Here is a 26,129-nt window from a genome sequence, read left to right on the forward strand (position 1 = left end):
ACTGACAGTGCCCGCTTTTCGCAGCCGCGGCACAAGATGCGGGCTTCACCACGCATACGCGCCAAGGCTGTTCATCCCGGTCCCCTCTCAACCGACGGTTGAGAGAGCGCAACGGGCTCCGAGGCGGCGCTTCGCGGGGCCGCAGCATTGGCCAGTGCTCCCAGCGCGATGGCGTCCCTTGACGTGGTGTAGCCGATCAAGGTTAGGGAGTGCGCCGGGGGCGTATGGCGATGGGCTTTCGCTCCCTGCCCGCAAGGTGGGGCCATCGTGCAACTCTTCGTAATGAACAGGCAGTTCTACGCGGGAGGTGCAGGATGGCCCTGTCTCAGCATGACTTAGACCCAATGCCGTAACTCTGTTGGCGATCTTTCCGGGGTCACTTGGGGGCGGTGCAGAGGGCGCGGAAGTGGCTGGGTGCCCGCCGGGGACGGGTCGGTTCGGCGATCCAGTCGGCGATGCGGGTGACATTGCAGGCCAGTGCGGTCAGGACGTGCCCGATGTGTGTTTTCGGCAAGCCGCGGTAGCGGGTTCGGCGCAGGCCGTAGGCGCGGACGTTCTGGGAGAGGGTGGCTTCGATGCCGGCGCGTATCGCGTACCGGCGCTGCCAGTCCTCGGTGCGCTGGTCGAGACGGTTGTGCTGCTGGATTTCATGCAGTTCGCGGGTGGACAGCAGCGCGAGCGAGCGCGGACCACTGACCGCGTCGGTGCACTGCGGGCGCACGGGGCAGGCCAGACAGGTGGCCTTGCCGAACTTGACCTGGATGTAGTCGTGTCCGCTGATGCGCAGAGGCCGCCACTCGCGGCTGAGGTTGCCCTGGGGGCAGGCGGCCCGGCGGTGCTCTCAGTCGATCGAGAAGGCGGCCTTGTCGAACCCGGCTCCGCTTTTGGCCTGGTGGCTGTGGTCGGGTGCGACCGGGCCGAGCAGGGTGATGCCATGCACCCGCCGGGCGCGTTCGATCTGCGCGGGGCTGACATAGGCGGCGTCGACCGCGTGCTCGGCCGGAGTGAGGTCGATCGCCGCGAGGTCGTCGTGGATCTGGGCGGTGAGCTTGCCGTCCTGGACCGGGGCGATCGTAGTGGCCACGTGCACGACCGCCTCCGGCAGTTCTGACGTGCACGTTTCGGTGAAATGGGTGCGATAGCCGGACCATGCGGTGTCGCGTTTGACGCAGTAATGCGCATCAGTGTCGTACGGGGAGTCGAACCGCAGCGACGCCGGCGGCAATGCGTGGCCGTCGCGCCAGCGCAGACGCCCGCGAGGATCCCAGTAGTAGTGGTGCGCCCAGACCTGCCGCAGGACCTCCACCTGCGCTAGCAGCCGGAGCCTGGGCGGGGCGTCGGCCGCCCAGGCGGCGGCCAAGATCTTCTGTCCGTCGCGGCCGAAGGCCTCGGCCAGGGCGGTGACCCCGGCTTTCCCGCCGGGGACCTTGCCGATCTCGACCTTGCGCCCGTAGCGCTTGTCCCACCCCGGCTCGACCAGCGGCATTAGCCAGTCCGGGTCCGCCTGGGCGAGCTGTTCCAGAGCGGCCCGCAGGCTCTCGCCGACCAGTTCCAGCCGACTGAGCGTGCGTACCGCCGCGAGCACGTGGGTCGCGTCGGTGCGCTGCCGTCCGCCGGATTTGAGCAGTCCGGCCTCGGTCAGCCGGTGCAGCATCAACTGCAGCAGCCGGTCCGCGGCGTCGGCTTCGGCCAACCGGGCCCGGAATTCGCACAGTACCGAATGGTCGAAGCCGGGATCGTCCAGCTCCAGGCCCAACGCGTATTTCCAGTCGATCCTGGTACGGACCGCGTTCGCGGCCGCACGGTCGGACAAGTCCTCCGCGAACTGCAGCACCGACACCAGTGCCAACTGCCCCGGCGACAAGCCCGGCCGCCCGTCCTTCGGATACAGGTCCGCGAACTCCCCGTCCTTGAACACCACATCCAGCCGGTCCCGAATCAGCATCGCCGGCCCTCTCCCCGGAACCACCCCGCCTCATCCCAGCAAACCGCCGAACAGGCGACCTGTCAGCACCCCCGGCAAGATCGCCAACAGAGTCACGGCATTGAGGCTAAAGTGGCTTGCACACGCCATCGCCTGGGGTCAGGACATTGAGCACAGATGCCGGGTTTCCTTCGGTGGTTTGCTGGGGAATCTGAACTACCTCTGTCTGCGGCCGAGAGGTCCCGAAGAATGCCTCAAAGACGAGGTCGAACTCGCAGATGGTCGATTCCTTGAACACTGGCAGCCCGCGGATGGCATCGGCCGTGGTGTAGTGCTCACAGAACATGCGAGCCCGGTCGTTCTTGTTGTTCGACTCATTGGGCTGAAGTTTCGGATAGTAGGCCTCGATCGCCCCCCGCTCCCAGACGTAGATGTCTTCACGGCGAAGCATGCTTAGCAGCTCCAGCTTCATTTTCTCCAGCTCCGAGTTCTCTGCTTCTTCGAGAATCCGCCGAGCGGTGCCGGAGGCAGAGCGGGCGAAGAAAGCCTTCACCGCTGCGTCCAACTCCTCGAACACGCACAGTCCTTCCGTATGCTCCGCGCTCTTGAGCTGTGCATGCTCCCACAGAGCGCGTGCAGTACCACTCTTGCTCAGGCTCTTGAGCGTGCCGGCGGACACCTTGGCGTCCTCGTCCTCTACGAGTTCGTTGACCTTCGAGACGACCTTGTCGCGCAGCTGCCGACAGCCGGCGCTCGCGCCGAGTTTGTCGAACCCGTCGAGTACGGCATCCAGGTCCGCGACGACCGCGACTCTCATCTCGAAGCGCTGGAAGAAGCGGCGGTATCGCTCGATGCTTCCTTTGCCTTCGACCTTGGCGATCGCCGTCCCCTGTTTGTCGAAGTCCCACTGCGGGCTGAGGGTGCGCGCAATGTGAGGGATGAGGGTGCGGTCGCTTGGTCCTTCCACCAGAAGTACCGAGGTGGCGAAGAACGCCGCCTCGTTGTTCTCGTGCGTGATGATCTCGAACTGATCCCGGGCATCCATGTCGGACAGGTCGATCACGCAGGTCCGGCTGGCCGGCGGATCCAAGGTGTGGTCCTTGACCACCTTCACGAAGGTACCGGTCGCTCCAGGCGCACAAAAGGCCGACGAGTGTGTGCTGACCAGCACATCGTTGTAGTCGGAGAAGACGGTCAGGGCCTCGAAGAGCTTGCGTTGCGCCTGTGGGTGCAGAAACACCTCGGGCTCCTCGAACAACAACAGGCAGGGCTGTTGAGTGCTGTCTGGTCGAGTCGGCTTCGCGGTCTTCAGATCTACGTAGGCTCGCAGGAGAGCGAAAGCCACGGACCGGCGCAGGCCGTCGCCTTTGGTCTTGAACGGGCCGCTGATGCCGTCGTTGACAGCGATATGCGCTTCTTCCAGCAGGCTGCGTAGTCGCGGCGGAGGAATCTCCAGGCGAACGCTCGCCCGAGGGAAGGACTCCTGAAGGTTGCGCTGGATCAGCGACTCGATCTCGCGCACTTCCCGGAGCCTATCGTCCGACTCTCTTCCGTCTTCCTTGGCCACTACGTTCAACTGGCTTCGAAGCTTGTCGAATGACGCTTCGAGCTCGGGCAGTTGGTGCTCAATGTCCTCGAACAGGATGGAGAGCAGACGTCCGAACGTCGCTGTCGAGCTGGTCTTGAGGTCGTCGTTGAGTTCCTTGACGGCCGGAATGTAGATCGGCTCCGGCAGCAGGGGGGCCACCGACTTGTCCAAGCCGGTCATCAGCGAGTCGTCGCCGGTGGTGTACTCATGGGGTTCAAGAGCCGCGACGCAGTCGGCCCATTCTCGCTTCACCGCAGCTCGGTTGATCTTGCCCGACAGTTTGGCAAAGATCTCCGGATAGGTGTGCTGGACGTTCGCCTCAAGCTCCTCGGTCGAGATCTTGGGCCTGAGAACCCCCTCCAAGGCCCCCTTCCTGAAGCGCTGGTCGCTCGGCACCTTCCGAACTATCCACATCTCTCCCTTGCCCGCCCCCTTGTACGTCCGCGCCAGGGTCAGACGTCCGTCCGCAACCACAGGTTCGATGCGTGAACGGTGGCCTTCCTCCAGGCGCTGCAGATCTGTCGCGCCGATGCCTGCAAAGGTGAGCTGGATGCGGATGGGGCGCGCCGGGTTCAGAAAGTCGGTGGCGATCGCGGCGCCCGAGCGGAGGAACATGTTCAGCGCCTGAAACACTGACGACTTCCCCGCGTTGTTCTCACCGATGAGGCAGCCGAATCGGGAGAACGGCATGTCCACGTGGTCCAGTCCACGGAAGTTGTCGATCCTGATGTGTTCGAGGCGCATGGTGCTCCAGAGGATGATCAAGCCGAACCAACATCCTAGAGGTCCATGTGACTTCACCTCCGCGACTGACCAACACTGAGGGCGTCATCAGCATCACGCCAAGGCCAAGATTTCGAGTCGCGTGGCCGCCAACGCCGCTTCACTTAAACGCCGTTGGCGCGCAACGGATCCCCACGAGCGGAGCGGCCACTCTCGTGACGTACAGGCACGGATGGTCGTTGACCGCAACTACAGCCTCGCCCATAAGAATCACTCGAAAGAGTGACCGTGGATCCGCCTCATTCCGAGATAATCAAAAAGTCTTGGCTCCGTGCTTGGGGCTGTAAAACGTTCGGCTCTGGCCCGTAGTCGGGATGCTGTTGGTGACCTTTGGTGAGATTGGTCAACTGGCACGTTTTGCGGTGCTGTTCCGGCAGAGCCGCTGAAACGGGGTGAGCGGCCGTGCGGGCCTGGGTGGTGCAGTTCCTGGGGGAAAGCATCCGCTGAGGCGGACGACGTTGGCCCCGGCGGCGGTGAGGACGTGTTGTACGTGCACTTTCGCCAGCCCTCGGTAGCGGCATTGGCGCAGGCCATGGGCGTGGACAGTCTCGGATACGGTGGCCTCGCAGCCTGCGCGCATCGCGTAGCGGGCCTGCCATGCATGGGTTTCCTGTTCGATGCGCGCGTGGTTCTGGATCTCCTGCAGCGGGCGGGGCATCAGGATGTGGTGGCGGCCCCGGCCGTCGGCATTGCCGGTGCAGGACTGTCGATCCGCGCATTCTCGGCATGCGGCGCGGGGGAAGAGCACTGAGTGGCTTGTCTGACCGTCGAGGCGGGTCGTCTTCCAGGGCGGGCTGGTCACTCCGCGTGGGCAGGTCGCGGTGTGGCGGTCCCAGTCGATGTGGAAGTCCTTCTTGTCGAAGCCGGGGCGGTGCTGTCGGGGAGAGACCAGCCGGACCGGGCCGAGCACGGTAACGCCATAGGCGGTGGTGGCCCGCAGGATGGCCGCCGGGGTGACATAGCCGGAGTCCACGAGATGTTCGGCGGGCAGCAGGTCGCGTCGTCCCAGGGCGTGATGGATCGACTCCAGGACGGAAACGTCCTGTTCGGGGGCCGGCTGCGTGACTACGTGGACGATGACATTCGGTCCGGTGCCATCGCATGTCTCCGTCTGGTGGTCCTTGTAGCCGACCCAGGCCGCCTTGCCGGGCCGATGGGCGAAACGGGCCTCGGCATCGTGTGGCGTGACGATCTCCTCCCGCGACCAGGGCACCCGTGCGGTGCCGATGCCTGGGCTGCCCTCGCCCGGGCCGTCGGAGCGGCGCGGGGCATCACGGCGGCTGAGCCGGTCGTGACGGTCCTTCGGACCGCGCCAGCCCAACTGCCCCGCCGCGTCGTACCAAAACTGCTGGACCCACACCTGCCGCAACACCTGAACCTGCGGCAGCAGCCGCAGCCGGCGCGGAGCACCCTCCTGGTGGACCGCACGGAGCAGGCTCATGCCGTCCTCGCCGACCTGCAGCACGTGGGCAGCCAGTTTCTCTTTGGACCGGGGCAGCCGGTCGTAGCGGACCGGGCGCCCGTAGCGTTCCGCCCACCCCACCGTGACCAGCGGTGCCAGCCACTCCTCGTTCGTCCTGGCAACCTCCTCCAGGGCAGTGCGGAGCGTCTCAGTGACCAGCTCCACCCGGTTCAGCTTCCGCATTGCTCCCAGCACATGGGTGGAGTCGGTACGCACCCGCCCATGCCGCTTGAGCAGGCCCGCCGGCGGCCAAGCGGTCGACCATCAAAGCGAGCAGCCGGTCCGCGCGGTCGTCCTGGGCCATCCGGTCGCGAAACTCGCACAGGACGGAGTGGTTGAAGCCCGGATCATCCAGGGCAAGGCCCAGGCAGTACTTCCAGTCCAGCCTGCAGCGCACCGCTTCGGCGGCCTGGCGGTCGGTCAGGTTCTCCCCATACTGCAGGACCGACACCATGGCCAGCCGGGCTGGCGACAGGCCCCGCCGGCCGTCCGCGGGATACCAGTCGGCGAAGTCGTCGTCCGTGAACAACTCGTCCAGCCGGTCCCGCATCCACATCGCCGTGGTGCCCCGCGGGTTGCTCGCCCTGGCTATCCGCACCGTCAACGGCGGAATCCCCCGACCCGTGCCCAAACCCATCGCCATCGCGGTCACCCCTCCGACCGCTCGATCCGCCCCGCTCCCCTCAGCGGACCACCACAACGAGATCAACAGGGACAACAACGACGAATTTCACCCCACCGAGCGAAGATCACCAACAGCATCCGAAAATCTTGCCAGAGCCATCTAACTGCGTACGCCGACAGCAGGGCGTACGTCTGCCGAGGTGCCGCTCACGCTCCGTATCTATTGGGGTTTGCTCGCCGCCAGATCGTTGAGAACAGCGTTGACCGTCGACCAGCACAGATCGGCCGTGTCGAAGTCTGCGCTGTGTTTGGCTCGCTTCTCCGCGAGAGGGTGGACCAGGTTGCGGTAAGTCCGCAGCAACTCCGAGGCCATCTTCGCGTCCTGGTCGATCCACCCGTTGGCGTGGGCGTGCTGGACCAGATCCTGCAACCCGGTGGCGCGTAGTGGCCTGGATAGAGCCACGCTTGCGGGCCTGGCTTCAGCGGCGTGGACCAGGACGCCTTCCAGGAGGCTGCCGAGCATGATGACCGCGGACGTGTAGGCGCCGTGCTCTTGGCAGATGTGTGCCTCGTCGAGGCGCAGTTGCACCGCGCGGGCCAGGTCCGGGTCGGCGACGATGTCGATGATGGCTACTTTGAGTTCCACCCGCTGGAGGCGTGGTGGTTCGTCGGGGTCGTAGTCGACGAGGACGGGTTGGCCATTTCGGTAGTCGATGCGGCGGCCTTCCAGGGCCAGGACTTCTTGAAGGCGCTCGATGACGGGGTCGTATTCGCTGGGCTGTTGCTGGTACTCGCGGCGGTCGGCCAGTCGCAGGACGACACGTTCGATGTCGCCGGCGTCGTCCTCTTTCCGTTCGCGCAGGAGGTCCAGGATCCAGCGCTGCCGTGGGCTTCCGTCGTGATCGGGGACGTCTTCCCAATTGGCCCGGCGGAGGAAGAGTGCCAGCTCCCATCCATGCCGTCGTTTCATGCCGGGCTCATCGCCGCAGACCATGGCGGCGAGTTCGTCGAGTGTGCTGTCGTCGAAGTTCTCCATGTCAGGCCGCCTCGTTGTCGTCGTCCAGCTCGCCGTCGTAGGGGTCGGTCTCTTCGTCATCGGGTTCGGCTTCGGCCAGTCCGACCGGCGTCCATGACGCATGAGGTTGTATGCCGTCCATGGATGTCGCCGGCGTGGTGCGCGGATGGATGCCCAGGTCGGTCAGGCGTTTCCACAGCGGGGCCAGGGCCTCTTCCGGTGAGAGGGCGAAGGCGCTGCTGCGTACGCGCCAGAAGGTCCAGCCGGCGCGGCGCAGTTCCCGTTCCCGCTCGGCGTCGTCGTGGATCTGCTGGCTGTTGGAGTGGTAGGGACTTCCGTCGCATTCGACGGCGAGGCGCCCGTGGTCTCCGGTGACGACGAGGTCGATGTATTTGCCGTTGACTTCCCATTGCGGCACCACGTCGTATCCGCGTTCCTTGATGCGCAGGAAGACGCGCTGTTCGAAGAGTGAACCGAACGGCTTGCAATGCTGGTCCGGGCTGACGTTGGTGGGCTGGTGGGCGTGGGTGTACGGCGGGGGCGGGCTTTGCATATAGGTGAGCAGGGAGTGGCGCAGGTCCTTGCTGCTGAGCTGGTCGGCAGTCATGGAGTGAAAGAGCCACATCTGGTCGCGGGCTCGGCTGGCGGCGACGTTGAAGCGTCGTTCGTGGTGACGGCCGGTCGCGGCGATGACGTTGCGGCCGTCGACGACCATCGACAGCAGGATGACGTCGCGTTGGTCGCCCTGGAACTCTTCAGGGGTACCGACCTGGATGTTGTGGCGTTCGCGGGCGGACATGTCGATGCGCTGGTCGACGAGGTCCTGTACGAGCCGCGTCTGGGCGCCCTGGCGCAGGATGATCACGCCCATGCTGCGACCTTCGTAGGCGGGATCCTGGGTGAGGCGGTGGAGTTGGTCGACGACAGCTTCTGCTTCCGGCCGGTTGGTCAGCTTGTCCCTGCGTCCTTCGCAGTGGCCCTCGGGAAGGTGGATCACTTTCAGCGGGGGGAGCCGGTCCAAGCCGTGCTGGCGCAGCAGAATGAGTTGGTTGTCGGGGTAGAACTGCAGTGAAGACCACTTGATGATCTCGGGCATGCAGCGGAAGTGCTCGGTGAGGCGGATCACTTCGGTGAAGCGGGATGACAGCAGTTCGTACAGGTTGGATTTAGGATCGAAGCCTTCGCGTTGCCAGGGTTCGAGTGCGGCCAGGCGTTCGTCGAAGATCTGGGTGATCCGGTCGTGCTTGCTGCCGGTGTAGGAGGGTGCGCACTGGCGGTCGTCTCCGACGACGATGATCCGTGGGGCGAGCCAGAGCAACAGCAGGCCGTTCAGCCCGACTTGGCTTGCTTCGTCGACGATCACGACGTCGAAGGAGTCCGGTTCCGGGCTGATCGTTTCGGCTACCTGCCTCAGCGGCATGATCCACGCCGGTACCGCGCCCTGGGCTGTCTGCATGGCTGAGCGTGCGTGGCGTTGATGGCGTTTTCCGTACTCAGTCGTGCCTTGACCGGCGTTGGCGATGGCGCTGGCGTAGGCGGCCAGGGCTTGCTTGTGCTTCGTGGTCATCCGGGTTACGCAGTGGAGAGCCGCACGGTCGCAGACGAGTTGTTCGACCAGGTCGTTGAGTCGGGCTTCGACCTGTGCCAGTTCCCCGTCCAGCTGCTCTTCACGTCCGGGAAGCAGATGCGTGTCGAGGAAGTCCTGTGCTTGGCGCCATGCCCACGCCTGAGGTAAGGCGGTGAACCGGGCACGCCAGTCCCCGGTGAGGGGATCGGCAGCGAATGCCAGTGCCAGCTCGGGGTGGGCTTCGCTGAGCCGCTGGAAGAGTTTGCCGGTCTCGCGCCGGTCCGCTTCTCGCTGGTAGGCCGCTTCCAGTGCTTCCACCGCGCGTGTGTAGGCCTGTCCGTCGCGGGCGGCTGCCGCATCAGCCGCGTGCTGGATTTCCTCAACGGCATGTGGTTGTGGCTGGGGAAGAGCGGTGAGGAGGTCGTCGAGCTGTCGGCCTGCGGTCCGGGCCTGCAGCAACTGCCGTGCTTGTGCCGTGGCGTTGCGGATGTCCTGCCATTGTTCAGGGGTGGTGACCGATGCCGGGATGCTGCGGGACAGCAAGGTTGCGTGGACTTGGCGGATGGCCTCGACACACGTGTCGACGGCCTGCAAGTCTGCTGCTCTGTCGAGGAGTTCGGACACCAGCAACTGGGCCGTGTCCTGCTCGACGGTCGATCCGACACCTGCCCATCGTTCGCGCAGGACACGGGCGTGGGCGCGCATCTCCAGATGGCGAACCACGGCGGCGATCTGCTCTCGGCCGGCGGGCGCCATGCCTTCGACACGGCACTGTTCCAGTAGGACACGGGCTTGTTTGAGAACGGCTGGCCGTGGCCAGCGTTTGTTCAGCTGCCCGCCCTGCCGTGCGTACTGCTCCACGTTGCGGCCGCTGATCAGTAGCTCTTTCTCCTCGCTTTCGGAAAGCTTCGGGATCTCCACCTCGGGGAAGGAGGCGGCCGCTATCTCCTGCTGTGTCTGCTGGGCACGCTGTGAGGCGTTTCGGATGCTGTCCCACATCTGCTGCCATCGGCGTGCGATGCCGTCCTGTAGTGCGCGGGTGGACCAGGTCTCGTTGTGCCATGACGCAGGATCCGCGGACAGTCCTACCCTCTGCAGGGCTTGTTGGGCTTGGTCGAGCAGCGTCTCCAGGACCGTGAGCTCCGCGTCGCCGTGGTCGCTCAGCGTCTGGGCAAGTGGCATGACGGGCTCTGGGCCAAGAGCTTGCTCGGCGGCTTCCAGGTCCTTGATCCGGCTGGCGACGTCCGCGGGGTTCGGCAGCGTGGAGGGATCGGGGCAGTGCTGGATGTGCGCGTCGAGGATTCCCGGGCCATGCAGGGTGACCAGCAACCACAGTCGCTGTGCCTCGTCCGTGGTCAAAGGCGGCAGTTGCTCCGACTGCGCGGGCAGGGGCGGCAGCCACTGGTAGTCGGCTGTGCCGCGCTCAACGGCCCGCACGATCTCGTCGAGCCGGCCGCGGTATCCCGGAGCGATCTCGGGGTGCTCGTACCATTCGACTTCTCGCACCGCCCGCAGGCCCTCTCGCAGCCTGGCCTGGTCCGCCATGAGCTGGTGCCGCTGGCCTTGCTGGGCCTCTATACGCTGCTGAAGCCGTTCGGGATTCGTGGTCGCGCTGAGGTGTGCCAGTGCTCCGAGGGATTGGCGAAGATCAGAGCTGCCGCCCTGCCAATGATCGCGCTGGATGACGCACATGCTGCGCAGCCCGGCGGGCAGTTGGTCGCGCAGCACCTTCAGCGCCTGGCCCTTTTCGCTGGTGACCAGGACTCGCTTCCCGTCCGCGAGGAGCGCTGCGATCAGGTTGCTGATCGTGTGGGTCTTTCCTGTCCCCGGCGGTCCCTGGACCACGACACTGGTGTCGCGCTGCAGCCTGTCCAGAACATCCAGCTGGGCCGCATTGGTGACCATCGGGAACAACGGTTCCGGGCCCAGTGCCGGAGGAACGGAGCCGCTTCTGCTCCGCCAGGCCATGCGCTGCTCGGGTTCGAGGTCATACAGCAGCTGCGCCAGCCCCAAAGGGGCTTGGGTTCCTGGACGTTTCAACGCTCGGGCGATGCCCTCGAAGAAGCCCAGTACCGAGCGCTGACCGTGTTCGCGCAGGACGAGCGCCGGCGCGCGATGCACCGAACGCGTTCGCGGGTCTGCGGTGAGGTCGGGATGCTCTCTGCCCGCGTCGAACGGAAGCGTTCGTTCGACTCCGAAAGCCCGCTGTGCCCACGAGCGAAGGGCTTCTGTCGCCCGGTCCGACAGCGGGTGGAAGGCGACGTCATCGACATCAGCACGCACGACCCCCAGCAACTCCGAGGTGTAGCCGTCGGACTCGCTGAGGAACTCGGTGTCTTCCAGACGGCCCGACTGCCCCGCCACCAGGGACACCGTTATGTTGACCGAATTCGGGTCAACCGTGAGGGTGACGGGCGCAGTCACCAGGTGCCTGCGCACCCGAGCTGAAGCGCGCTCGGCCCCCATCTGCAGGAGCCCTACCGCCAGGACGACCTCGAACGTGTCACCGTGCTGCTGGATTTTCTTGGCCATCCGGTACAGCTGTCGATGAAGATGGCGCTGTGGCTCGACCGCCAACTCCTCCTGCGCCCACCGCCTCCATAGGCCAGCCCAGTCCTCGTAGGCCTTGCGCACCTCCGTTGTACCGATGTCCAACGCCTTTGGGATTTCGCCCTGGTCAGCGGGGGCTTCCGCCTGCTTGCCATCGATCGACGTGTCGTCAATCAGCTCGGGCGGTTCCGCAGTGGCAGCTGCCTCGATCGACACGCGGCCGTGCAGGATCGCAGGCAACCGTGGCGCTTCAAGAGGCGGACGATGCTTGACCACCAAGATCCGGGAATCGGCCTCTTTGGAACGGCGGACGACCCCTTCGGGAACGTCCGCGAACCACACCACCTCTGCGTACTTGGCACAGTTCCTGACGGGCCGGTAAGCACCTCGCACCAGCTCCTGCAGACAGTCGACCAACACACGAGTGTCGCGGATGGCCTTGGGATCACTGCCATCGCGTGCCGCCGGGCGGGCCATCACATCCCCCAAACGCCTGCCACCGTGGCAAGCCTTCCAGAGTCCATGACCGCCACAAGTCAGGCAATGTGGCAGACCTCAGCCGGGGCCGTTTCCAGACAGAGCGGCGTCCACGTAGGCGCGCACGATGCTGGCAGCCTCGGCTGCGGTCACCTCCCTCGTCCAGGTTGCCATCGAGGCGTGGGCATCGCAGTGCAGGGTGATGCGGTGCACCCCGTGTATGTAATCGGTGCGGTAAGCGTACGGCTGGTGCTGGCAACGACGACCGTGGCGCTCGACCTCCTCCAGGTGGTCGAGGACAACATCGAGGTGGAAGCGGCTCGGAAGAGTGCGTCCTTCCCGGCAACCGCGGCACCTCAGCAGGTGCTGGGCGCTGCCGTTGCGACGAAGGAAGGCCACGCCCTTGCCCTCGAAGGTGTTGCAGCTCGGGCACACCGGTCCCCGAACATGGCCGTGTTCATGGCAGTGGTCCCAGAGGGCCGCCCGGCTCTCGCGGCACAGGCAGCACAGGTACTCATCGGCGCGGTGCGCGCGGCGCAGCGAGCGGTAGGCGACGCCGTCCAACTGCCCCTGGTACGTCTCGAAGGCCTCGCCGGAGCAGCCCGGGCACAAGGTGACGTAGCCGCTCGGGGTGACGGTGCGCCAGGCCCAGGGGCTCCCCTGAGTCCGGCAGCCCGTACAGATCCGCGCCCTCTCGGCGAGCCCCCGCTCTCGCTCCTGCCAGCGGTCCAGCATGTCCGCGTACGCACGCGGGAGCACCCAGTGTGTTCCAGACCAGGCCAGCAGCGCGAGCGGGCGGGTGCCGGCAATCGTGCGCTCGCCGTAGTGCAGGACGAGGCCCTCAAGGGTGAGTTCGCCAGGAAGACCGTGGGAGCCGATCTCGTACCTGACGCTCCAGACGTCGGCTTCGAAGCCGTCGGCGGTGTTCGCCTCGAAGTCGATGGTCTCGGGATCGAACAGGTCGAAGTCGTCGGCGGGGTCATAGGCGGTGATGGTGGTGGAGGTGTGGACTTCGCTTCGGTGGGAGCGCCGCGCGGCCGCATAGATCCAGTAGTTCAGCGTTCTGCGCCAGTCGGCGCGACGCCAGTCGTCGAAGGTTTCCCGGTCGTCGAAGTAGCGGCGACTGGGCACCTCTGCGTCGACCACGTCCGTGGTGTCGATCGCCACGGCGGCGAGGGATTCTGCGGCGTTGCGGATGTCCCGGTCGTCGTACTTCCATCGACCCTTGTTCTTGAAGCCGCGCACGGCGATATCGCCGAGGAAGACATGACCGTGGTCGAGGAACTCGCCTTTCCGGGGGATCAGTTCACTGGGATCAAGAGGCAGGTCGCCGGCCTTGGCCAGATCCGCCAGGGTGTCCCGGGCGAGCTGTGGGCTGATGAGCATGCCAGGATGATGACAGGAGGGTCCGACATCACCTGCTTGTTGTTGCCGACTCCGTCTTGGAGCCGGGCAACAACAAGCGGCGACCTACGGCCGCCTACGCCAGCGGCGGTTTCGCCGGGGCAGACCGAGCCGGGCCTGAACGGTCCGCTCGAGCTGGTCGACGAACTCGTCGGGGGTGTACGGGAGCAGGGGCACTACCCAGTACTTCGCCCACTCCTCGCGCTTCGAGCGGGCGTCGGTGGTGTGCCGGCGAAGCCGTGTGACGGCTGCTCCGTGGTGCAGGAGCCGGGTCGGTCGGGTCCTCCCGCAGTAGCAGGCCATTCCGTCGGCGTTGACGACGATGTAGACGGCCCGCTCCTCCCGGCCGCTGTCTTCCCCGATGGCGAGGGGACAACACCTGAACTCCTCGAGCCAGGGGTGGGCCAGGCGGGCGAGGACTGTGTACCGGTCCGGCGTCATGGGGACGACGCCGGACCACACGGGTGCCGTCACCGGTTGCGCGGCTTCGGCTCGGAGATGAGACGCAGGTCCTCTGCGAGGTTCTCGATCTGCACGAACGACGCCTCGACCTCCACCCACGCCAGCTTGTCCGTGGTGCCGTTCACCTCGCGCAGGTCGATCAGGTCGCGCAGGCGGTCGAGGGACGTTCCGAGCTTCTCCTGGAACTCGGTGAGCGCATCGGCCTCCTGCTCGGCCGCGGTCTTCCCCTTGCCCGGGCCCTTGGCCTTCCACCCGTGCCGGACGGCGCTACGCAGCTGGGCGTTGTAGGTGGAGCCTCGCCACTCGACCGGCTGGTCGACGAGTTCCTCCTGCTCCGCGTCCCACCAGCGGGGGGCCTGGCCGGCCCGTACCCGCTTGATGGCGTCGGCGAGGACCTGCCGGCCCTCCTCCTGCTGAAGAAGCCCCTTGATGATCTGGCCGACTGCCGTACGGGCGATGGTGGTACCGGTGATCGCTTCCGCCGAACCTGCGGCCGCGAGGAGGTGGCCGCTCATCACCAGGGAGATCATGCCGAGTGCGCCGAGCAGCAGGGTGGCCTGGACCTCCTTCGCGTCCGCACGGGCGAGCAGCGCATCGACCTTCTCGTCCGTGTCGACGTTCTCGACGACCCATGAGTTGTCGACCAGGTCCTGCCACAGACATCCGGTTTCGAGGGCGGTCCGCGGCGAGTTCGTCTTCATGCTCGCGGAGTAGGAGCGCAGGCCGAGCTCGACGATCGGGCCGTTGCGACGCTTCAGGGTGAGGTTGCCCTCGGTCTGCAGCTTGCTGCGCACCAGCGCGTTGAAGGTCGGGTTCCTGACGGTGAGCTGCTGGATGACGTAGGCGAACCGCAGGTCGGGACGGGTGGGGGTGAAGCCGAGGTCCTCCATCGCGGAGACGACGTCCCCACGGCCGATCATGACGTCCCGCGTGGGAAGGGCCTGCTCCTCGGGGCCCAGGAGCCCCTCGTCGTACAGGCCGTTGATGATCTCCTCCGCCTTCACGGCGTTCTGGGCGCCCTCGTCGAACGGCTTGCTGCCCGTGTTCATGCGCAGCAGCAGGGACCGCACGGCGGTGGGGAAGCGCTGCATCCCGCGCTGAGCGTCGTCGTCGCGGTAGCCGACGATAACCGTGACCGGGATGGTCACGGCGTTGAGCGTCATCGCCGCCTGGTTGCGTTCCTTGATGTCGGTGCTGGTGCCGGTGCGCGGCTCCTTGAGGCGCTTGTGCGCGGCCTTGATCAGCTTACGTACCAGCTCCCGGCGCTGGTGAAGGAGCATCGGCATCAGGTGCGAGGGCAGGAGCTTCACGATCTCCTTGCTCGCGTCCCCGATCAGGGAGTCGTCCACCCATCCGCGGGGCACCGGCATGCGGTGGTAGCAGAAGGAGAGGCGGCAGTTGCCGTCCACGGTGGTGAGGTCGTCGCCGCTCTCGCCACTCGCGGACCTGAAGGTCGCGGGCACCAGGGTCAGGGGACGCTCGACGAGCCGCTCCCCTACTTCCTGGGGGTTGTCGGTCAGTACCCGCTGGGCCGAGCGGTCGGCGGACTCGAGGATGTCGTCGTGGTCGTCCTGGTGGACCAGGACGGCGTGCTTGCTGTGGGGCTCGGGCATGGCCAGGGCCTTGCGCCCACCGGTGGCATGCGGGTCGGCCGCGTAGGAGGCCTCGGCGAGCAGACGGTCGTTCTCGATCGCAAGCGAGGCCATCGGCGAGTAGATCCTGAGCGAGATGGCCTTGAGCCACCCGGTCTCCACCCGGTGCGCTTCGATGCGGGTGCCTTCGAGCTGCTGGGGTTCGACGGCGCTCTGGACGAGGCGGCGGATTCCCTCGTCGGAGAGGTCGACGTCGGAGTGCCGCTTCAGGTACTCCTCGGCGCGCGTCGTCGCGCTCAGCGACGGAACCCTGTGTTCGAACTCCCCGTCGTTGTTGCGGAAGCCAGTGACGGGGATGACGTTGATCTCGTTGTTGTCGACCGGCTCGAAGTCCGGCGTGATGGTGTCGCTCACGCGACCGCCCTTCTGGGTACGGCCGCACACACAAAGATGGCGCGGCCTGCGGAATTACGCGAGGCAGCACCATTCGGAGGAGCTACGCACCCTCGTCGCCGTCGGAGGACCGCAGTCCGACCGGGGCGTACTCGGCGTTGGTGCGCAAACCGTCGGCAATCCGGTTGCCCGCCCCGGAGATCGGGGTGGGGAGACACGGGTCGTGTGAACGGGGACCGCAGTCCTGTCCGCAGGCGTCCGGCCGCTGCATCAACGGCGTCAACGAACCAGGATAGTACGTCTCCCGCCTTAATGGAAATGGTTCCAAAGAGCACTGGTGGGTGGCCGGTTGGGTGAGCGCCATACGACGGGCCGGAGCCGCAGACTGCGGTGCGCGACGACCGGGCGTAGTAGCCACGCGACGCCGATCATGGTGGCGGGGAGTTGTACGAGCGGTGGGCTACAGCGGTGGGTTCGCTGAGAAGAATCCTCCGATGCTCCGTGTCAGCCGCGTCGCCTCCGAAAGCCCGTACCGGAAGGCGAGCAGGGCGTAGACCATGACGAGAAACGTCACCAGCTTTGCGGGCCCCTTCGACTTCAGACCTTCCATGCCGCCTTCACGCCAGTTGCGGCGCCACTGCTCCACCGAACACTCGCTCACCCGCAGGTCTTTGGCGATGTCCGAGGTTCTGTCACCCTGTGCGAATCTCTGCCCCGCCTCCAGCCGGATCCCCTCACGCGCAGCCCGGCGCTCGGCCGTCAGGCCCCCACCATCCGCGTACCGCATAACACCGGCATACCGCATGGATCACTCAACGTCACCACCCGAAGGCAATCCGAAAAGGTCAGTAACTGCGTACGCCGACAGGCGTGAGCGGGAGAGCCAGCTCACGCCGCCTCAACCGCGACCACGAACGCCGCCCCGACCACCACGCCCAGATGGTGTGGTGGGCCGCCGTGATCAGGCTGTCCCGGCGCCTGGCCGGAGAAACGCCCCGGCCGACTGCCCCGGGCGCGGGCATGAACCGTCCGTCCTTCGCCCGCACCAGCCAGCCCCGCTTCTCCAGCACATAGGCACGGTGACGGATCTTCTCCACCTCGTTCTTGATCTCTGCTTCCCGGCCCACCGCCCGCGTCAACTCCACCCCGTTCACCGGCCCCGAAGCAGCCACCACCGCGGCGAACAGTTCCCGATACAGGCCGCTGAGCACTTCCTCGCCCATGCCCGACCGCCACACCGGTGGCCGCTCACCCTGCCCCACGCCAGGGCCGCCCGATCCCACAGCAGCAGCCGTCTCACTACCGGACGGCACCGGAACCGGCGTATTCACCGGGCCCTCCCCGGCCAGCACCGACACGAGCTCCTCACGCCCCACCCGGGCCCGCCCGAGTCGCTCCCGCGCGGCATCCACATCCGCCTGAGCCTGCTCCAGGGCCTCCGTCCAGGACTCCAGATCCTGCCTCGCCCGCGCCTCACGCTGTTCCATCAACCCCAGCACCGACGGCATCGCACCCTCCTCGATCCACAACAAGCCGCCCGCTGCCTGCCCCTACACCGTCGCCGTCATGCCCCACACACGAAGAAGCCCCTGCTCATCGAACAGCGACTCCCTTTGCCACAACGCACTAAGTCGACTTTTTCGCCGCGGGGGATGCTTTCACAAGGAGGCGGTTGAGTGCTGCTCGGGCTTCTGCCGTCTCCGGGGCGTTGGAGCCTTTGCTGGCGCCGAGGCTTTTGTAAATGTCCGACAGGGTCTCGACGGCGGCTTGGAGCTGGTCGGTTTGTTCCTGGAGAAGGCCCAGGTTTAGGCGCACTTCGAGGAGCAGGTCGCCAGCGGGTGCTTCGCGCTGTTGGAGGTCTGTGGCCAGGGCCCCGTACTCGGTGAGGGCTTGCGTGATGTTTCCCAGGCGCATGGCGCAATAGGCGGCCTTGGCGCGGCAGTCGGCCGCCTCATCAGGCTGTTGCGCGTCCGGCTGCTCAAGTTCGGCACCGAGCTGCAGATAGAGGGGGCGAGCTTGGCCATAGTTGCCGTCGTCGAAAAGCACGAGTGCGTGTACGAGGCGTATGTTCAGCGGTTGGGATGGAGCGGCAGCGCCTGCTGTCGGTGTGCCTGGTGCGGTGGTCTCGATGGGCTGGGCGGGTGCGGCACGGTAGGCGAAGAGTTCGTCAGCGATAGAGCGGGCTGACTCGGGGCGGTCGGCGATTTTCTTCGCCAGCATGCGCATGATGAGGTTGGCGATCGGTGAGGGCAGGTCAGGGCGGAGGTCGTGGATCGCGGCGGGCTCGGCATTGCGGTGGCCGTACATCATGGCGGCGGGGTCTCCCGTGAAGGGGAGCTGCCCGGTGAGCATCTCGTAGGTCATGCAGCCCAGCGAGTACAGGTCGCCTTGCGGGGCGGCATTCGCGTGCTCCTGGAACAGTTCCGGCGCCATGTAGGCGACGGTGCCCATGAGTTCGCCCGCGCGGGTCAGGCGGGGGTGGTCGGCACCAAAGCGGGCTGCTACTCCAAAGTCGAGGAGCCTGACCTGCCAGTCCTCTGTGATGAGGATGTTGGAAGGTTTGAGGTCACGATGGACGATCGGGATTTCATGTACGCAGGTGAGGATGTCGGCGAGCTGAGCAGTCACATTCAGTGCTTCGGCCAGCGGAAGCCGTCCGGAATGCCGGTCAAGTCTGTGTTGGAGGGTGTCCCCCAGCACCAGTTCCCACACCATGTACAGGTCTTTGGGACTGCCGCTCAAGAGTGCGTCGTACAACGTGGGGATACCGGCGTGGTGCAGGCGTGCGCCGACTTCGGCTTCGCGGACAAAGCGGGCCTGGATGTCCTGGGGTTTCATGTCGTCGACTCCGCCGACGAGCCGTTCCGGGTTGATGATTTTGATGGCGACGGCGCGCTTGAGCTGGAGGTCCCATGCCTGCCAGACGAGCCCCATGCTGCCTCGGCCGAGCAGAGTACGCAGTTCGAAGCGGTCCTGGAGGGTGGTCTGCATCACAGGCCACTGTCGTCGTTCAGCCAGGCAGGGGTGAGTTCGGCCGCGAGTTCGGAGAGGCTCCCCTCTCCTGGGACCACCCAGCGGGCCGCGCCTTGTACAACCCCAGGCCCTTCGTCCCAGTTGGCGGCTTGCCAAATACGCTGGACCAGGCCGCCGGGCGAATAGGCTTGCCCGTCGACGGCCCAGGTCAGTGGATGGCGAAGGTCGTTGGTCCAGGTGGCGAGGTAGCGGCTGGGGTCTTCCCTGAGCCACTCCCCAATCGCTCGTTCTTCGATAGCCGTGGGCTGGAACATCACTCGGGTGCCGTCGGTCAGGCGCCGGTGGGCGACCAAGGCGGAGATCGAGTTAGGGCGGCGGCGGGATCGCGAGCGGGTTTCGTTTGAGGAAAATGGCTGGTCGGCTAGCGACCTCTTGACGTCGACTGCAAGCTCCTTGCACCGTATCGGGTCGGTGAAGACAGCGGCCAAAAATACGTGGGTCCCGTACAAGCGCTCAAGGGTTTCGGTCAGCACCTCAACGATCTGGCGGGTGCGTGGGGAGAGCCAGGAATGGAACGACGACGGGATCCCGCGCGTCTCAGCGACAACGGCGCTCGCTTGTTGGACGAGCATGTGCGCGATGAACAGTTCACCGTGCTCAATGACCTGCTGCACTGCGTCGGACGCCCCCACGGCTGCTCTTGCTACGGCTGTTCTCGTCTCGCGCAGCAGCAGCACGCTCTCCCAGATCTGCGATGCGTCGAGTTCTTGCCCGAATAGGCGGTCGTAGATGCCGGCGAGAGGGTCGTTCTTGCCGGTGGCGGGGACTGCTGCGTCGGCGACGACGGTGGAGTCCGGGTGGGCGCAGGCCAGGGCGAGGGCTGCTTCTTGGACAGTGCAGCCTGTGGCGGGGGCAGGAACGAGTTCGCCGTGCTGGTAGGCGTACCGCTTGTTGAGGAAGTGCATCATTTCGTTTCGGATGACGCTTTGGTGGGGGTCGGCGGCTGCGATGTCTCCCAGGGTGATGACGCGGCTCTCGGAGCCGGCTGCCCGGCTGATCTTCGCTGCGTCCATAGGGGATGCATCGTCCAGGCAGATGATCCGAAGGTTCACCCTGGCGAGGTCACCGGCTTCGGGGTGTTTGCGTACCGCCCTGGTGACAGCCGCAGTCGTCTGCGCGCCGTTGATGATGCGGGCGTTGTCCAGATCCAGCCGCACGGGATGTCCGGAGACTTTGCGGGAGAAGTAGTGCGTTGTGACGTGGTCGCACAGCAGAGTGATGCCGTTGTTCAAATACCAGAACTCTTCGGGTCGGGTGACCAGTTGCTCCACGAGATCCGGACGGGGCTGGGTGGGTTGGTCGCGGCGCAGGTGGGGATCGAACAACTGGGGGCCATGGCTTTCGTACCAGGAGGCGAGTTCACCTGCCGAGATGCTGCCGACCCAGGAGCGGTAGGGGGTGTCGATGCCGTACCAGCCGTGGGTCAGGTGTGCGATCAGCCGGACCGGGACGGGCACAGCAGCGGCTCGTGCGGCAGAGTAGAAGTCGGCCAGCCCCAAGGCGCGCACGGTCAGCGATGTGCGGTCCTTGAAGCCGAACGCCCCCTTGGCCCGGACGAGTCGCTCTTCCGCCTGCTGTGTCAGCCTCCCGTCACCTGTCGTCAGCGCCAATACCAGGTTCACCTGGCACTGCGGCGAACTGAGAACACTGTCGATGCCTTTGCGCAAGGCTCGGATGCGGGAGTTGAAGCCGTCATATTGGCGGTCGGCAAGCCGACTCAGGCCACGCAGCATCTTGAGTGCATCACCCTCGCTGGTCCGATCCCGAGCACTGTCGCTCCATTTCGCTTGAACGAACCAGATGTCGCTACCGCTCGGCGAGATGATCACTGCGTCGATGCCGTGGTCGCCGGGACCGTCCACCACGGCCGCGGCCGCCTCCTCGGCGTCACAGCCGGATAGGATGCGAGCCGCCTCAGCCGCCAGGGCACGGCTGCAGAACGCCAGGTCCTGCTCCTGCGCAGACCGATGCGCAAAGTCACTCATATCGAGTATTGAGCGATAACTGTTCCGCAGATATTCTCGGACCTGCCGCATTTGGAGCGGTGGTGCGGTGTCGGCCACGGCGGTTTGTCCTTTCGTCCGTCCCTCATGCCTGCGGCAGGCTCATCCCTGACGGTGCGCGTACTCCACGGTCAGCGGGCTCGCGACGACGCAGCGGGCGGTGGTATCAGAAGCGGGGAGTAAGATGGTTACCCGTGCGAATCCGCTCATCCAAGCAGCCGCACCCGTGGGACCGTATGTGTGATCGACGATCTCCATCAGGTTGTGCACGGCGGATCCGGTCAGCTGGACGGGAGGCGCGGGGATTTCTTCCGCCACCGGGTCATGCTGGGTCGACAGCGCCGACACCGCCTGACCGGCACTGGTCAGAAACTTCATGCCGAAGCTGGCTCCGCCGCCGTGGATCCCCTCCAGAGCCGCCCCGTCGGCCGTTGCCGGGGCGTATCCGATGAGATGCCGCGTCGAGCCGTGCATAAGCAGTCGGCAGTTGGTCTCCTGCTCATACGTCGCGTGCTGGCCCGGTGCGGGATCGGCGAACAGCACCATGTGCTCGAAGGCTCCAGGAAGGGTGACGTGCTGTAACGGCACCTCGAACCACACCCAGTCCCCTGGCTGCACCTCGGGATCGGCGAACCACTCCGCCCTTTCCTTCAAGTGCTCGTGGACCTTCTTCAGCCGCAGGTCACGGTCTCGTTCGGCGTCATTCGCAGGAGGCTCCAAGTCGATGCTGCCCACCGGTGAGGTGAACCGCACGGTGCCCTTGCGCGTGAACCGGCTCGGTTCGGGGCGGAACTGACTCAGTTTTGCCTCTGATACATACACGAACTCGTACACTGCACGCCCCCGGGTCATTAGCTGAAGTCCTATCGTGCCATCGCCTGCCGCCTGGCCAGGGCGCTATGGACAACACAGGTCGGCCCCAGGGTGCCGAGCAGCGATGGCCTACGACAGCGACAACACTGTCGCCACGTCGGACTGATCCTCGGTGGCCCACGTCGGCCGATGCTTCCAAACACTGTGGTGGGGGGGGGGGGGGGTGGGGGGGCCCCCCCCCCCCCCCGGGGGGGGGGGGGGGGCGGCCCGGGGGGGGGGGGGCGCGGGGGGGGGGGCGGGGGGGGGCCCCCCCCCCCCCCCCCCCCCCCCCCCCCCCCCAGCGGAGGCGGGGGCCCCGGGGGGGGGGGGGGCGCCACCCCGGGGGGGGGGGGGGGGGTCCCCCCCCCCCCCCCCCCACGGCGGATGGCGCACAAGGGCGCCGACCTGTGAGCCAGATGCCGCGGTCGACTCGGCCGTGGGACCGCGCACGACGCTCCCTCAGGAAGCCGGCACAGAAGGCCAGGTCAGAGGCATCTGAGGTGCGCTGGCACTCCACGACAGCGGGTCGGTACCGCACGGAAAACCGCTGCGGGATCCACGTTTCCGCAGGTCAGAACGTTTTCGTCGGGGAAAAACCGGTGGGGCGGGTGGGACTCAAACTCACGGCCGGCGGATTACGAATCCGCTGCGCCACTTCACAACGGCGTTCGTTCGTCAGACTGCCCCGCTGACACGGCCAGGCAGGAGAACGGGAACACCACCCGAGATCGACAAGAGGCAGTGTCCAAAAACGGTGAGTGAATCATCGGGCAACGTCACCCTGCCACTGAACGGCGACCTCCGACGGGCTTCACTACAGCGCTGACCTGCTTCAACACCCCTTCCGGATGGAAAACAGGCCCAAACGACCCGGATTCGACCCGAGGCCCATCTATCCCGAGACCGACCATCTATGAACTGCAACGATGCAGGAAGCGCAGCTGTACCAGCCGAATACGAGCAAGAAAACAGGCGCAAAACTTCACTACCCGAACATATAGGTACACACTTCATGTGCAGAGTCACGCACGGCGCGATCAACGACACTGATCGAGGGCGATACCGTCACCGTTGCTCAAAACCGGCTCCTGCACGCCAACAGCTCGTTTGAGCTGGTGACTTCGAAATTCGCTTCCGCGAGACGGAAGCAGTATTGCGGCCTCACGAAGCCCCCGTGAACGATGTCACCACGCCACAGAGACGGGAATTAGCCACGATGCCGCACATCACCGCTTTTGCCAGGAACCAGTGGTACGTAGCCGCCTACGCCCATGAGGTCGGGCGGGAGTTGTTCGGGCGGACCGTCCTCGGTGAGCCGCTCGTCTTCTATCGGACCGAGGACGACGGCCGGCCCGTCGCGTTGCACGACCGGTGTGTGCACCGCCGTTACCCGCTGTCCGCCAGCGGTCTCGACGGCGACCGGATCGTCTGCGGGTACCACGGCTTCACGTACGACACGACGGGCGCGTGCGTGTACGTGCCCGGTCAGAAACGTGTCCCCCGCACCGCCCGCGTCGCCTCCTACCCGGTGGTCGAGCAGGACGCCCTGATCTGGGTGTGGATCGGTGACCCGGCCCTCGCCGACCCGGAGGTCATACCGCGGGCCAGGCACCTCGACTCCCCCGGCTGGGTCACCGTCAGCGGGATGGAGCCGATCGACGCCGACTACGGGCTCCTCGTCGACAACCTCCTCGACCTGTCCCACGAGACGTATCTGCACGGCGGTTACATCGGCACCCCCGAGGTCGCCGAGACGCCCATCACCACCGAGGTGGACGAGGGCGCGGGCATCGTGCGGGTGAGCCGGCACATGGACGACGCCGAGTGCCCTCCCTTCTACGCCAGGTCGACCGGTATCGAGGGGCGGATCACCCGCTGGCAGGACATCGAGTACCACGCGCCGTGTCTGTATCTGCTGCACAGCCGGATCGCGCCGGTCGGGGTCGTGCCCGAACCGGACGGCACCGACCCGAACGGCTTCCACACGGAGATCACGTACGCCATCACCCCGTCCGCCGACGGCGCGGTGTACGACTTCTGGATGGTCTCGCGCGACTGGGCGACCGACGACGCGGAGGTCACCGAGTTCCTGCGGGCCAACAACCACACGGTCGTGATGCAGGACGTCGACGCGCTCAACCTGCTGCAGCGGACGCTCGGCACCGAGCGGAGCGGCTACCAGGAGCTGAGCATCAACATCGACACCGGCGGTCTCGCCGCCCGCCGTATCCTCGCCCGGCTGGTCGAGGAGGGCGACAAGCCCGTGGAGAAGGTCCTGTGAGCAGCCCCACCGGTGAGGTCTACCGCATCGACTGGCTGCCGGGCACCGACGTGCTCCACGGCACCTGTCACTGCGGGGCCGAGCACACCGCCGAGGACCCGGTCGCGATGTGGGAGTGGATGCTCGGCCACCCCGACGGACACGCGCCCGAAGGGCACACGACCGCAGGACACGCACCCGAAGGACACACGCCCCAGGGACACCGCTCATGACCTCGTACGAAGCCGAACTCGTCGTCGGGCGGATGGACTTGGCCGCCGACGGCGTGCTCGCCCTCACCCTTCGCCATCCGCTCGGCGAAGAGCTGCCCCGCTGGGAACCGGGCGCCCACATCGACGTGGTCCTGGGGCCGGACCTGGAGCGGCAGTACTCGCTGTGCGGTGATCCGGCCGACCGGCGCGAGTGGCGCGTCGCGGTGCTGCGGGAGCCCGCGGGACGCGGTGGATCCGCCCATGTGCACGGGCAGTTGGAGGCGGGCGCCAAGGTCCGCGTACGCGGTCCGCGCAACCACTTCGCTCTCCTGCCATCCCCTCGCTACCTCTTCGTCGCGGGCGGCATCGGCATCACCCCGATCCTGCCGATGCTGGCCGCGGCCGAGACGGCGGGCGCCGACTGGACGCTGCTGTACGGCGGCCGGACGCGTAACTCCATGGCGTTCGTGGAGGAGTTGAGGCGGTACGGGGACAAGGTGCGCGTCGTTCCGCAGGACGAGGACGGGCTGCTGGACCTCGCCGCCGCACTCGGCACCCCGCGGCCGGACACGCTCGTCTACTGCTGCGGTCCCGGTCCGCTGCTGGACGCCGTGGAGAAGCGATGCGCGGGGTGGCCGAGCGGCTCACTGCACGTCGAGCGCTTTCAGCCCAGGCCCCGGCACGTGATGGGACATCAGGAGGCGGCTGCTGAGGCCGAGTTCGAGGTCGTACTGGAGCGGTCGGGGCGCACCCTCGCCGTGCCCGCCGACGCCTCCGTGCTCGACACCGTACGCGCCGCGGGTGTCGAGGTGCTCTTCTCCTGCACCGAGGGCACCTGCGGGACCTGCGAGACGGACGTCCTCGACGGCACGCCCGACCACCGGGACTCGGTGCTCACGGACGAGGAGCGGGCAGCCGGCGAGACCATGCTCATCTGCGTGTCCCGGTGCCTCGGGAAGCGCCTCGTGCTCGACCTGTGATCCGCAGGTCCGCCTCGATCCGGGCGACCGTGGCCAGCAGATGGGGCAGCAGGTCACGGCGTACGGACTCCACCGAGTTGCGGCTGGCGTGCACGGGGATGTTGACGGCCGCCACCACCTCCCCGTCCCGGTCGCGCACCGGGACGGCGACCGAGCGCAGCCCCTCCTCCAGTTCCTGGTCGACGATCGCGTACCCCTGACGCCGCACCCGGCGCAGTTCGGTGCGCAGCAGTTCGGCCGAGGCGATCGTGCGGGCCGTCAGGGGGCTGAGGTCCGCGCGTGACAGCCGGGTGTCGATCTCCTCGTCGGGCAGTTGCGCGAGCAACACCCGTCCCACCGACGTGACATGGGCCGGAAAGCGGCTGCCGACGGTGATCGTCGCGGTCATGATGCGGTGCGTCGGTACGCGGGCGGCGTACACGATGTCGTCCCCGTCGAGGACGCACAGGGACGACGACTCCCTTATCTGTGCGACGAGTTGCTCCAGATGCGGCTCGGCGATCTCCGGCAGGGTGAAGCTGGACAGGTAGGAGTATCCGAGTTCCAGGACGCGCGGGGTGAGCCGGAACATCCGGCCGTCCGTCTGCACGTATCCCAGGTCGAAGAGGGTCAGCAGGAAGCGGCGGGCCGCCGCGCGGGTCAGGTCGGTGACCCGCGCCACCTCGCTGAGCGTCAGCTCCGGATGGTCGGCGTCGAAGGCGCGGATGACCGCGAGGCCGCGCTCGAAGGAACGGACGAAATGCGGTTCGCGGGCTCCAGCAGGCATCGTCGCCTCCACGGGACGCACGGGGGTGCGCTCTGCGCACGCTAGGAGCACACTTCGGCAACTGTCAACGACCTTGCGCGTCAAGGGCATTGACCTGTTCCCGTACCAGGTCCTACGTTCCCGCTGAGCACTTCTGTGCGGTCTGCGCACAGCCTGTCGAAGAACTGTCCCAATAGTTTCCA

General features: G+C 66.4%; 18 protein-coding genes and 1 pseudogene. 3 read left to right on the forward strand and 16 right to left on the reverse strand.

Annotation, left to right across the window (positions count from 1 at the left end):
• Positions 1-376: 376 nt before the first annotated feature.
• From ACH4DZ_RS36640 to ACH4DZ_RS36710, 15 genes and pseudogenes are all read right to left on the reverse strand, one after another.
• A pseudogene (locus tag ACH4DZ_RS36640) lies at positions 377-811 on the reverse strand (transposase); the annotation flags it as partial.
• A gap of 30 nt (positions 812-841) precedes the next feature.
• On the reverse strand, positions 842-1,945 hold the full coding sequence (locus tag ACH4DZ_RS36645) for a transposase (RefSeq protein ID WP_398292675.1): 1,104 nt from the start codon (positions 1,943-1,945) through the stop codon (positions 842-844).
• A gap of 106 nt (positions 1,946-2,051) precedes the next feature.
• Positions 2,052-4,277: an ATP-dependent nuclease gene (locus ACH4DZ_RS36650; RefSeq protein WP_398292676.1), complete on the reverse strand. Its 2,226-nt coding sequence runs from the start codon at positions 4,275-4,277 to the stop codon at positions 2,052-2,054.
• Positions 4,278-4,638: 361 nt separating this feature from the next.
• Complete coding sequence (locus ACH4DZ_RS36655) at positions 4,639-5,940, reverse strand: transposase (RefSeq protein ID WP_398292678.1); 1,302 nt, start codon at positions 5,938-5,940, stop codon at positions 4,639-4,641.
• Positions 5,906-6,400 (reverse strand): transposase, encoded by a 495-nt coding sequence (locus ACH4DZ_RS36660; RefSeq protein ID WP_398292810.1) that lies wholly within the window; start codon positions 6,398-6,400, stop codon positions 5,906-5,908. Before ACH4DZ_RS36660 ends, ACH4DZ_RS36655 begins: the two co-directional genes overlap by 35 nt.
• A gap of 201 nt (positions 6,401-6,601) precedes the next feature.
• A complete protein-coding gene (locus ACH4DZ_RS36665) occupies positions 6,602-7,417 on the reverse strand; it encodes a hypothetical protein (protein ID WP_398292680.1) in 816 nt (271 codons plus the stop codon).
• A gap of 1 nt (position 7,418) precedes the next feature.
• Positions 7,419-11,993 carry an AAA domain-containing protein gene (locus tag ACH4DZ_RS36670; protein ID WP_398292812.1) on the reverse strand — a complete coding sequence of 1,525 codons (4,575 nt, stop codon included), beginning with the start codon at positions 11,991-11,993 and terminating at the stop codon, positions 7,419-7,421.
• Positions 11,994-12,068: 75 nt separating this feature from the next.
• Entirely contained in the window at positions 12,069-13,376 is a 1,308-nt protein-coding gene (locus ACH4DZ_RS36675; RefSeq protein WP_398292682.1) for an endonuclease domain-containing protein, read from the reverse strand.
• 84 nt (positions 13,377-13,460) lie between these two features.
• On the reverse strand, positions 13,461-13,835 hold the full coding sequence (locus tag ACH4DZ_RS36680; RefSeq protein ID WP_398292684.1) for a hypothetical protein: 375 nt from the start codon (positions 13,833-13,835) through the stop codon (positions 13,461-13,463).
• A 29-nt stretch (positions 13,836-13,864) separates the two neighbouring features.
• Positions 13,865-15,862 carry a hypothetical protein gene (locus ACH4DZ_RS36685; RefSeq protein ID WP_398292686.1) on the reverse strand — a complete coding sequence of 666 codons (1,998 nt, stop codon included), beginning with the start codon at positions 15,860-15,862 and terminating at the stop codon, positions 13,865-13,867.
• A gap of 439 nt (positions 15,863-16,301) precedes the next feature.
• Entirely contained in the window at positions 16,302-16,646 is a 345-nt protein-coding gene (locus ACH4DZ_RS36690) for a helix-turn-helix domain-containing protein (protein ID WP_398292688.1), read from the reverse strand.
• 40 nt (positions 16,647-16,686) lie between these two features.
• A complete protein-coding gene (locus ACH4DZ_RS36695; protein WP_398292690.1) occupies positions 16,687-17,349 on the reverse strand; it encodes a hypothetical protein in 663 nt (220 codons plus the stop codon).
• 118 nt (positions 17,350-17,467) lie between these two features.
• Positions 17,468-18,832 carry a protein kinase gene (locus ACH4DZ_RS36700; protein WP_398292692.1) on the reverse strand — a complete coding sequence of 455 codons (1,365 nt, stop codon included), beginning with the start codon at positions 18,830-18,832 and terminating at the stop codon, positions 17,468-17,470.
• Positions 18,832-20,937, reverse strand: coding sequence for an AIPR family protein (locus ACH4DZ_RS36705; RefSeq protein ID WP_398292694.1), 2,106 nt, complete (start codon positions 20,935-20,937; stop codon positions 18,832-18,834). Before ACH4DZ_RS36705 ends, ACH4DZ_RS36700 begins: the two co-directional genes overlap by 1 nt.
• Before the next feature lie 42 nt (positions 20,938-20,979).
• On the reverse strand, positions 20,980-21,711 hold the full coding sequence (locus tag ACH4DZ_RS36710; RefSeq protein ID WP_398292696.1) for an SAVMC3_10250 family protein: 732 nt from the start codon (positions 21,709-21,711) through the stop codon (positions 20,980-20,982).
• A gap of 1,234 nt (positions 21,712-22,945) precedes the next feature.
• On the opposite strand from ACH4DZ_RS36710, the gene ACH4DZ_RS36715 reads away from it, so the two are divergent.
• The 3 genes from ACH4DZ_RS36715 to ACH4DZ_RS36725 are packed head-to-tail and all read left to right on the forward strand — an operon-like array spanning position 22,946 to position 25,181.
• Positions 22,946-24,010, forward strand: coding sequence for a Rieske 2Fe-2S domain-containing protein (locus ACH4DZ_RS36715; protein WP_398292698.1), 1,065 nt, complete (start codon positions 22,946-22,948; stop codon positions 24,008-24,010).
• Positions 24,007-24,222 (forward strand): hypothetical protein, encoded by a 216-nt coding sequence (locus ACH4DZ_RS36720; RefSeq protein WP_398292700.1) that lies wholly within the window; start codon positions 24,007-24,009, stop codon positions 24,220-24,222. The genes ACH4DZ_RS36715 and ACH4DZ_RS36720 overlap by 4 nt, the downstream gene beginning before the upstream one ends.
• Entirely contained in the window at positions 24,219-25,181 is a 963-nt protein-coding gene (locus ACH4DZ_RS36725) for a PDR/VanB family oxidoreductase (protein WP_398292702.1), read from the forward strand. The genes ACH4DZ_RS36720 and ACH4DZ_RS36725 overlap by 4 nt, the downstream gene beginning before the upstream one ends.
• Here ACH4DZ_RS36725 and ACH4DZ_RS36730 read toward each other — a convergent pair.
• Positions 25,132-25,947 (reverse strand): IclR family transcriptional regulator C-terminal domain-containing protein, encoded by an 816-nt coding sequence (locus ACH4DZ_RS36730; RefSeq protein WP_398292704.1) that lies wholly within the window; start codon positions 25,945-25,947, stop codon positions 25,132-25,134. The genes ACH4DZ_RS36725 and ACH4DZ_RS36730 overlap by 50 nt on opposite strands.
• Positions 25,948-26,129 lie beyond the last annotated feature (182 nt).

This window comes from Streptomyces sp. NPDC017991, from assembly GCF_044328075.1.
GTDB lineage: Bacteria > Actinomycetota > Actinomycetes > Streptomycetales > Streptomycetaceae > Streptomyces.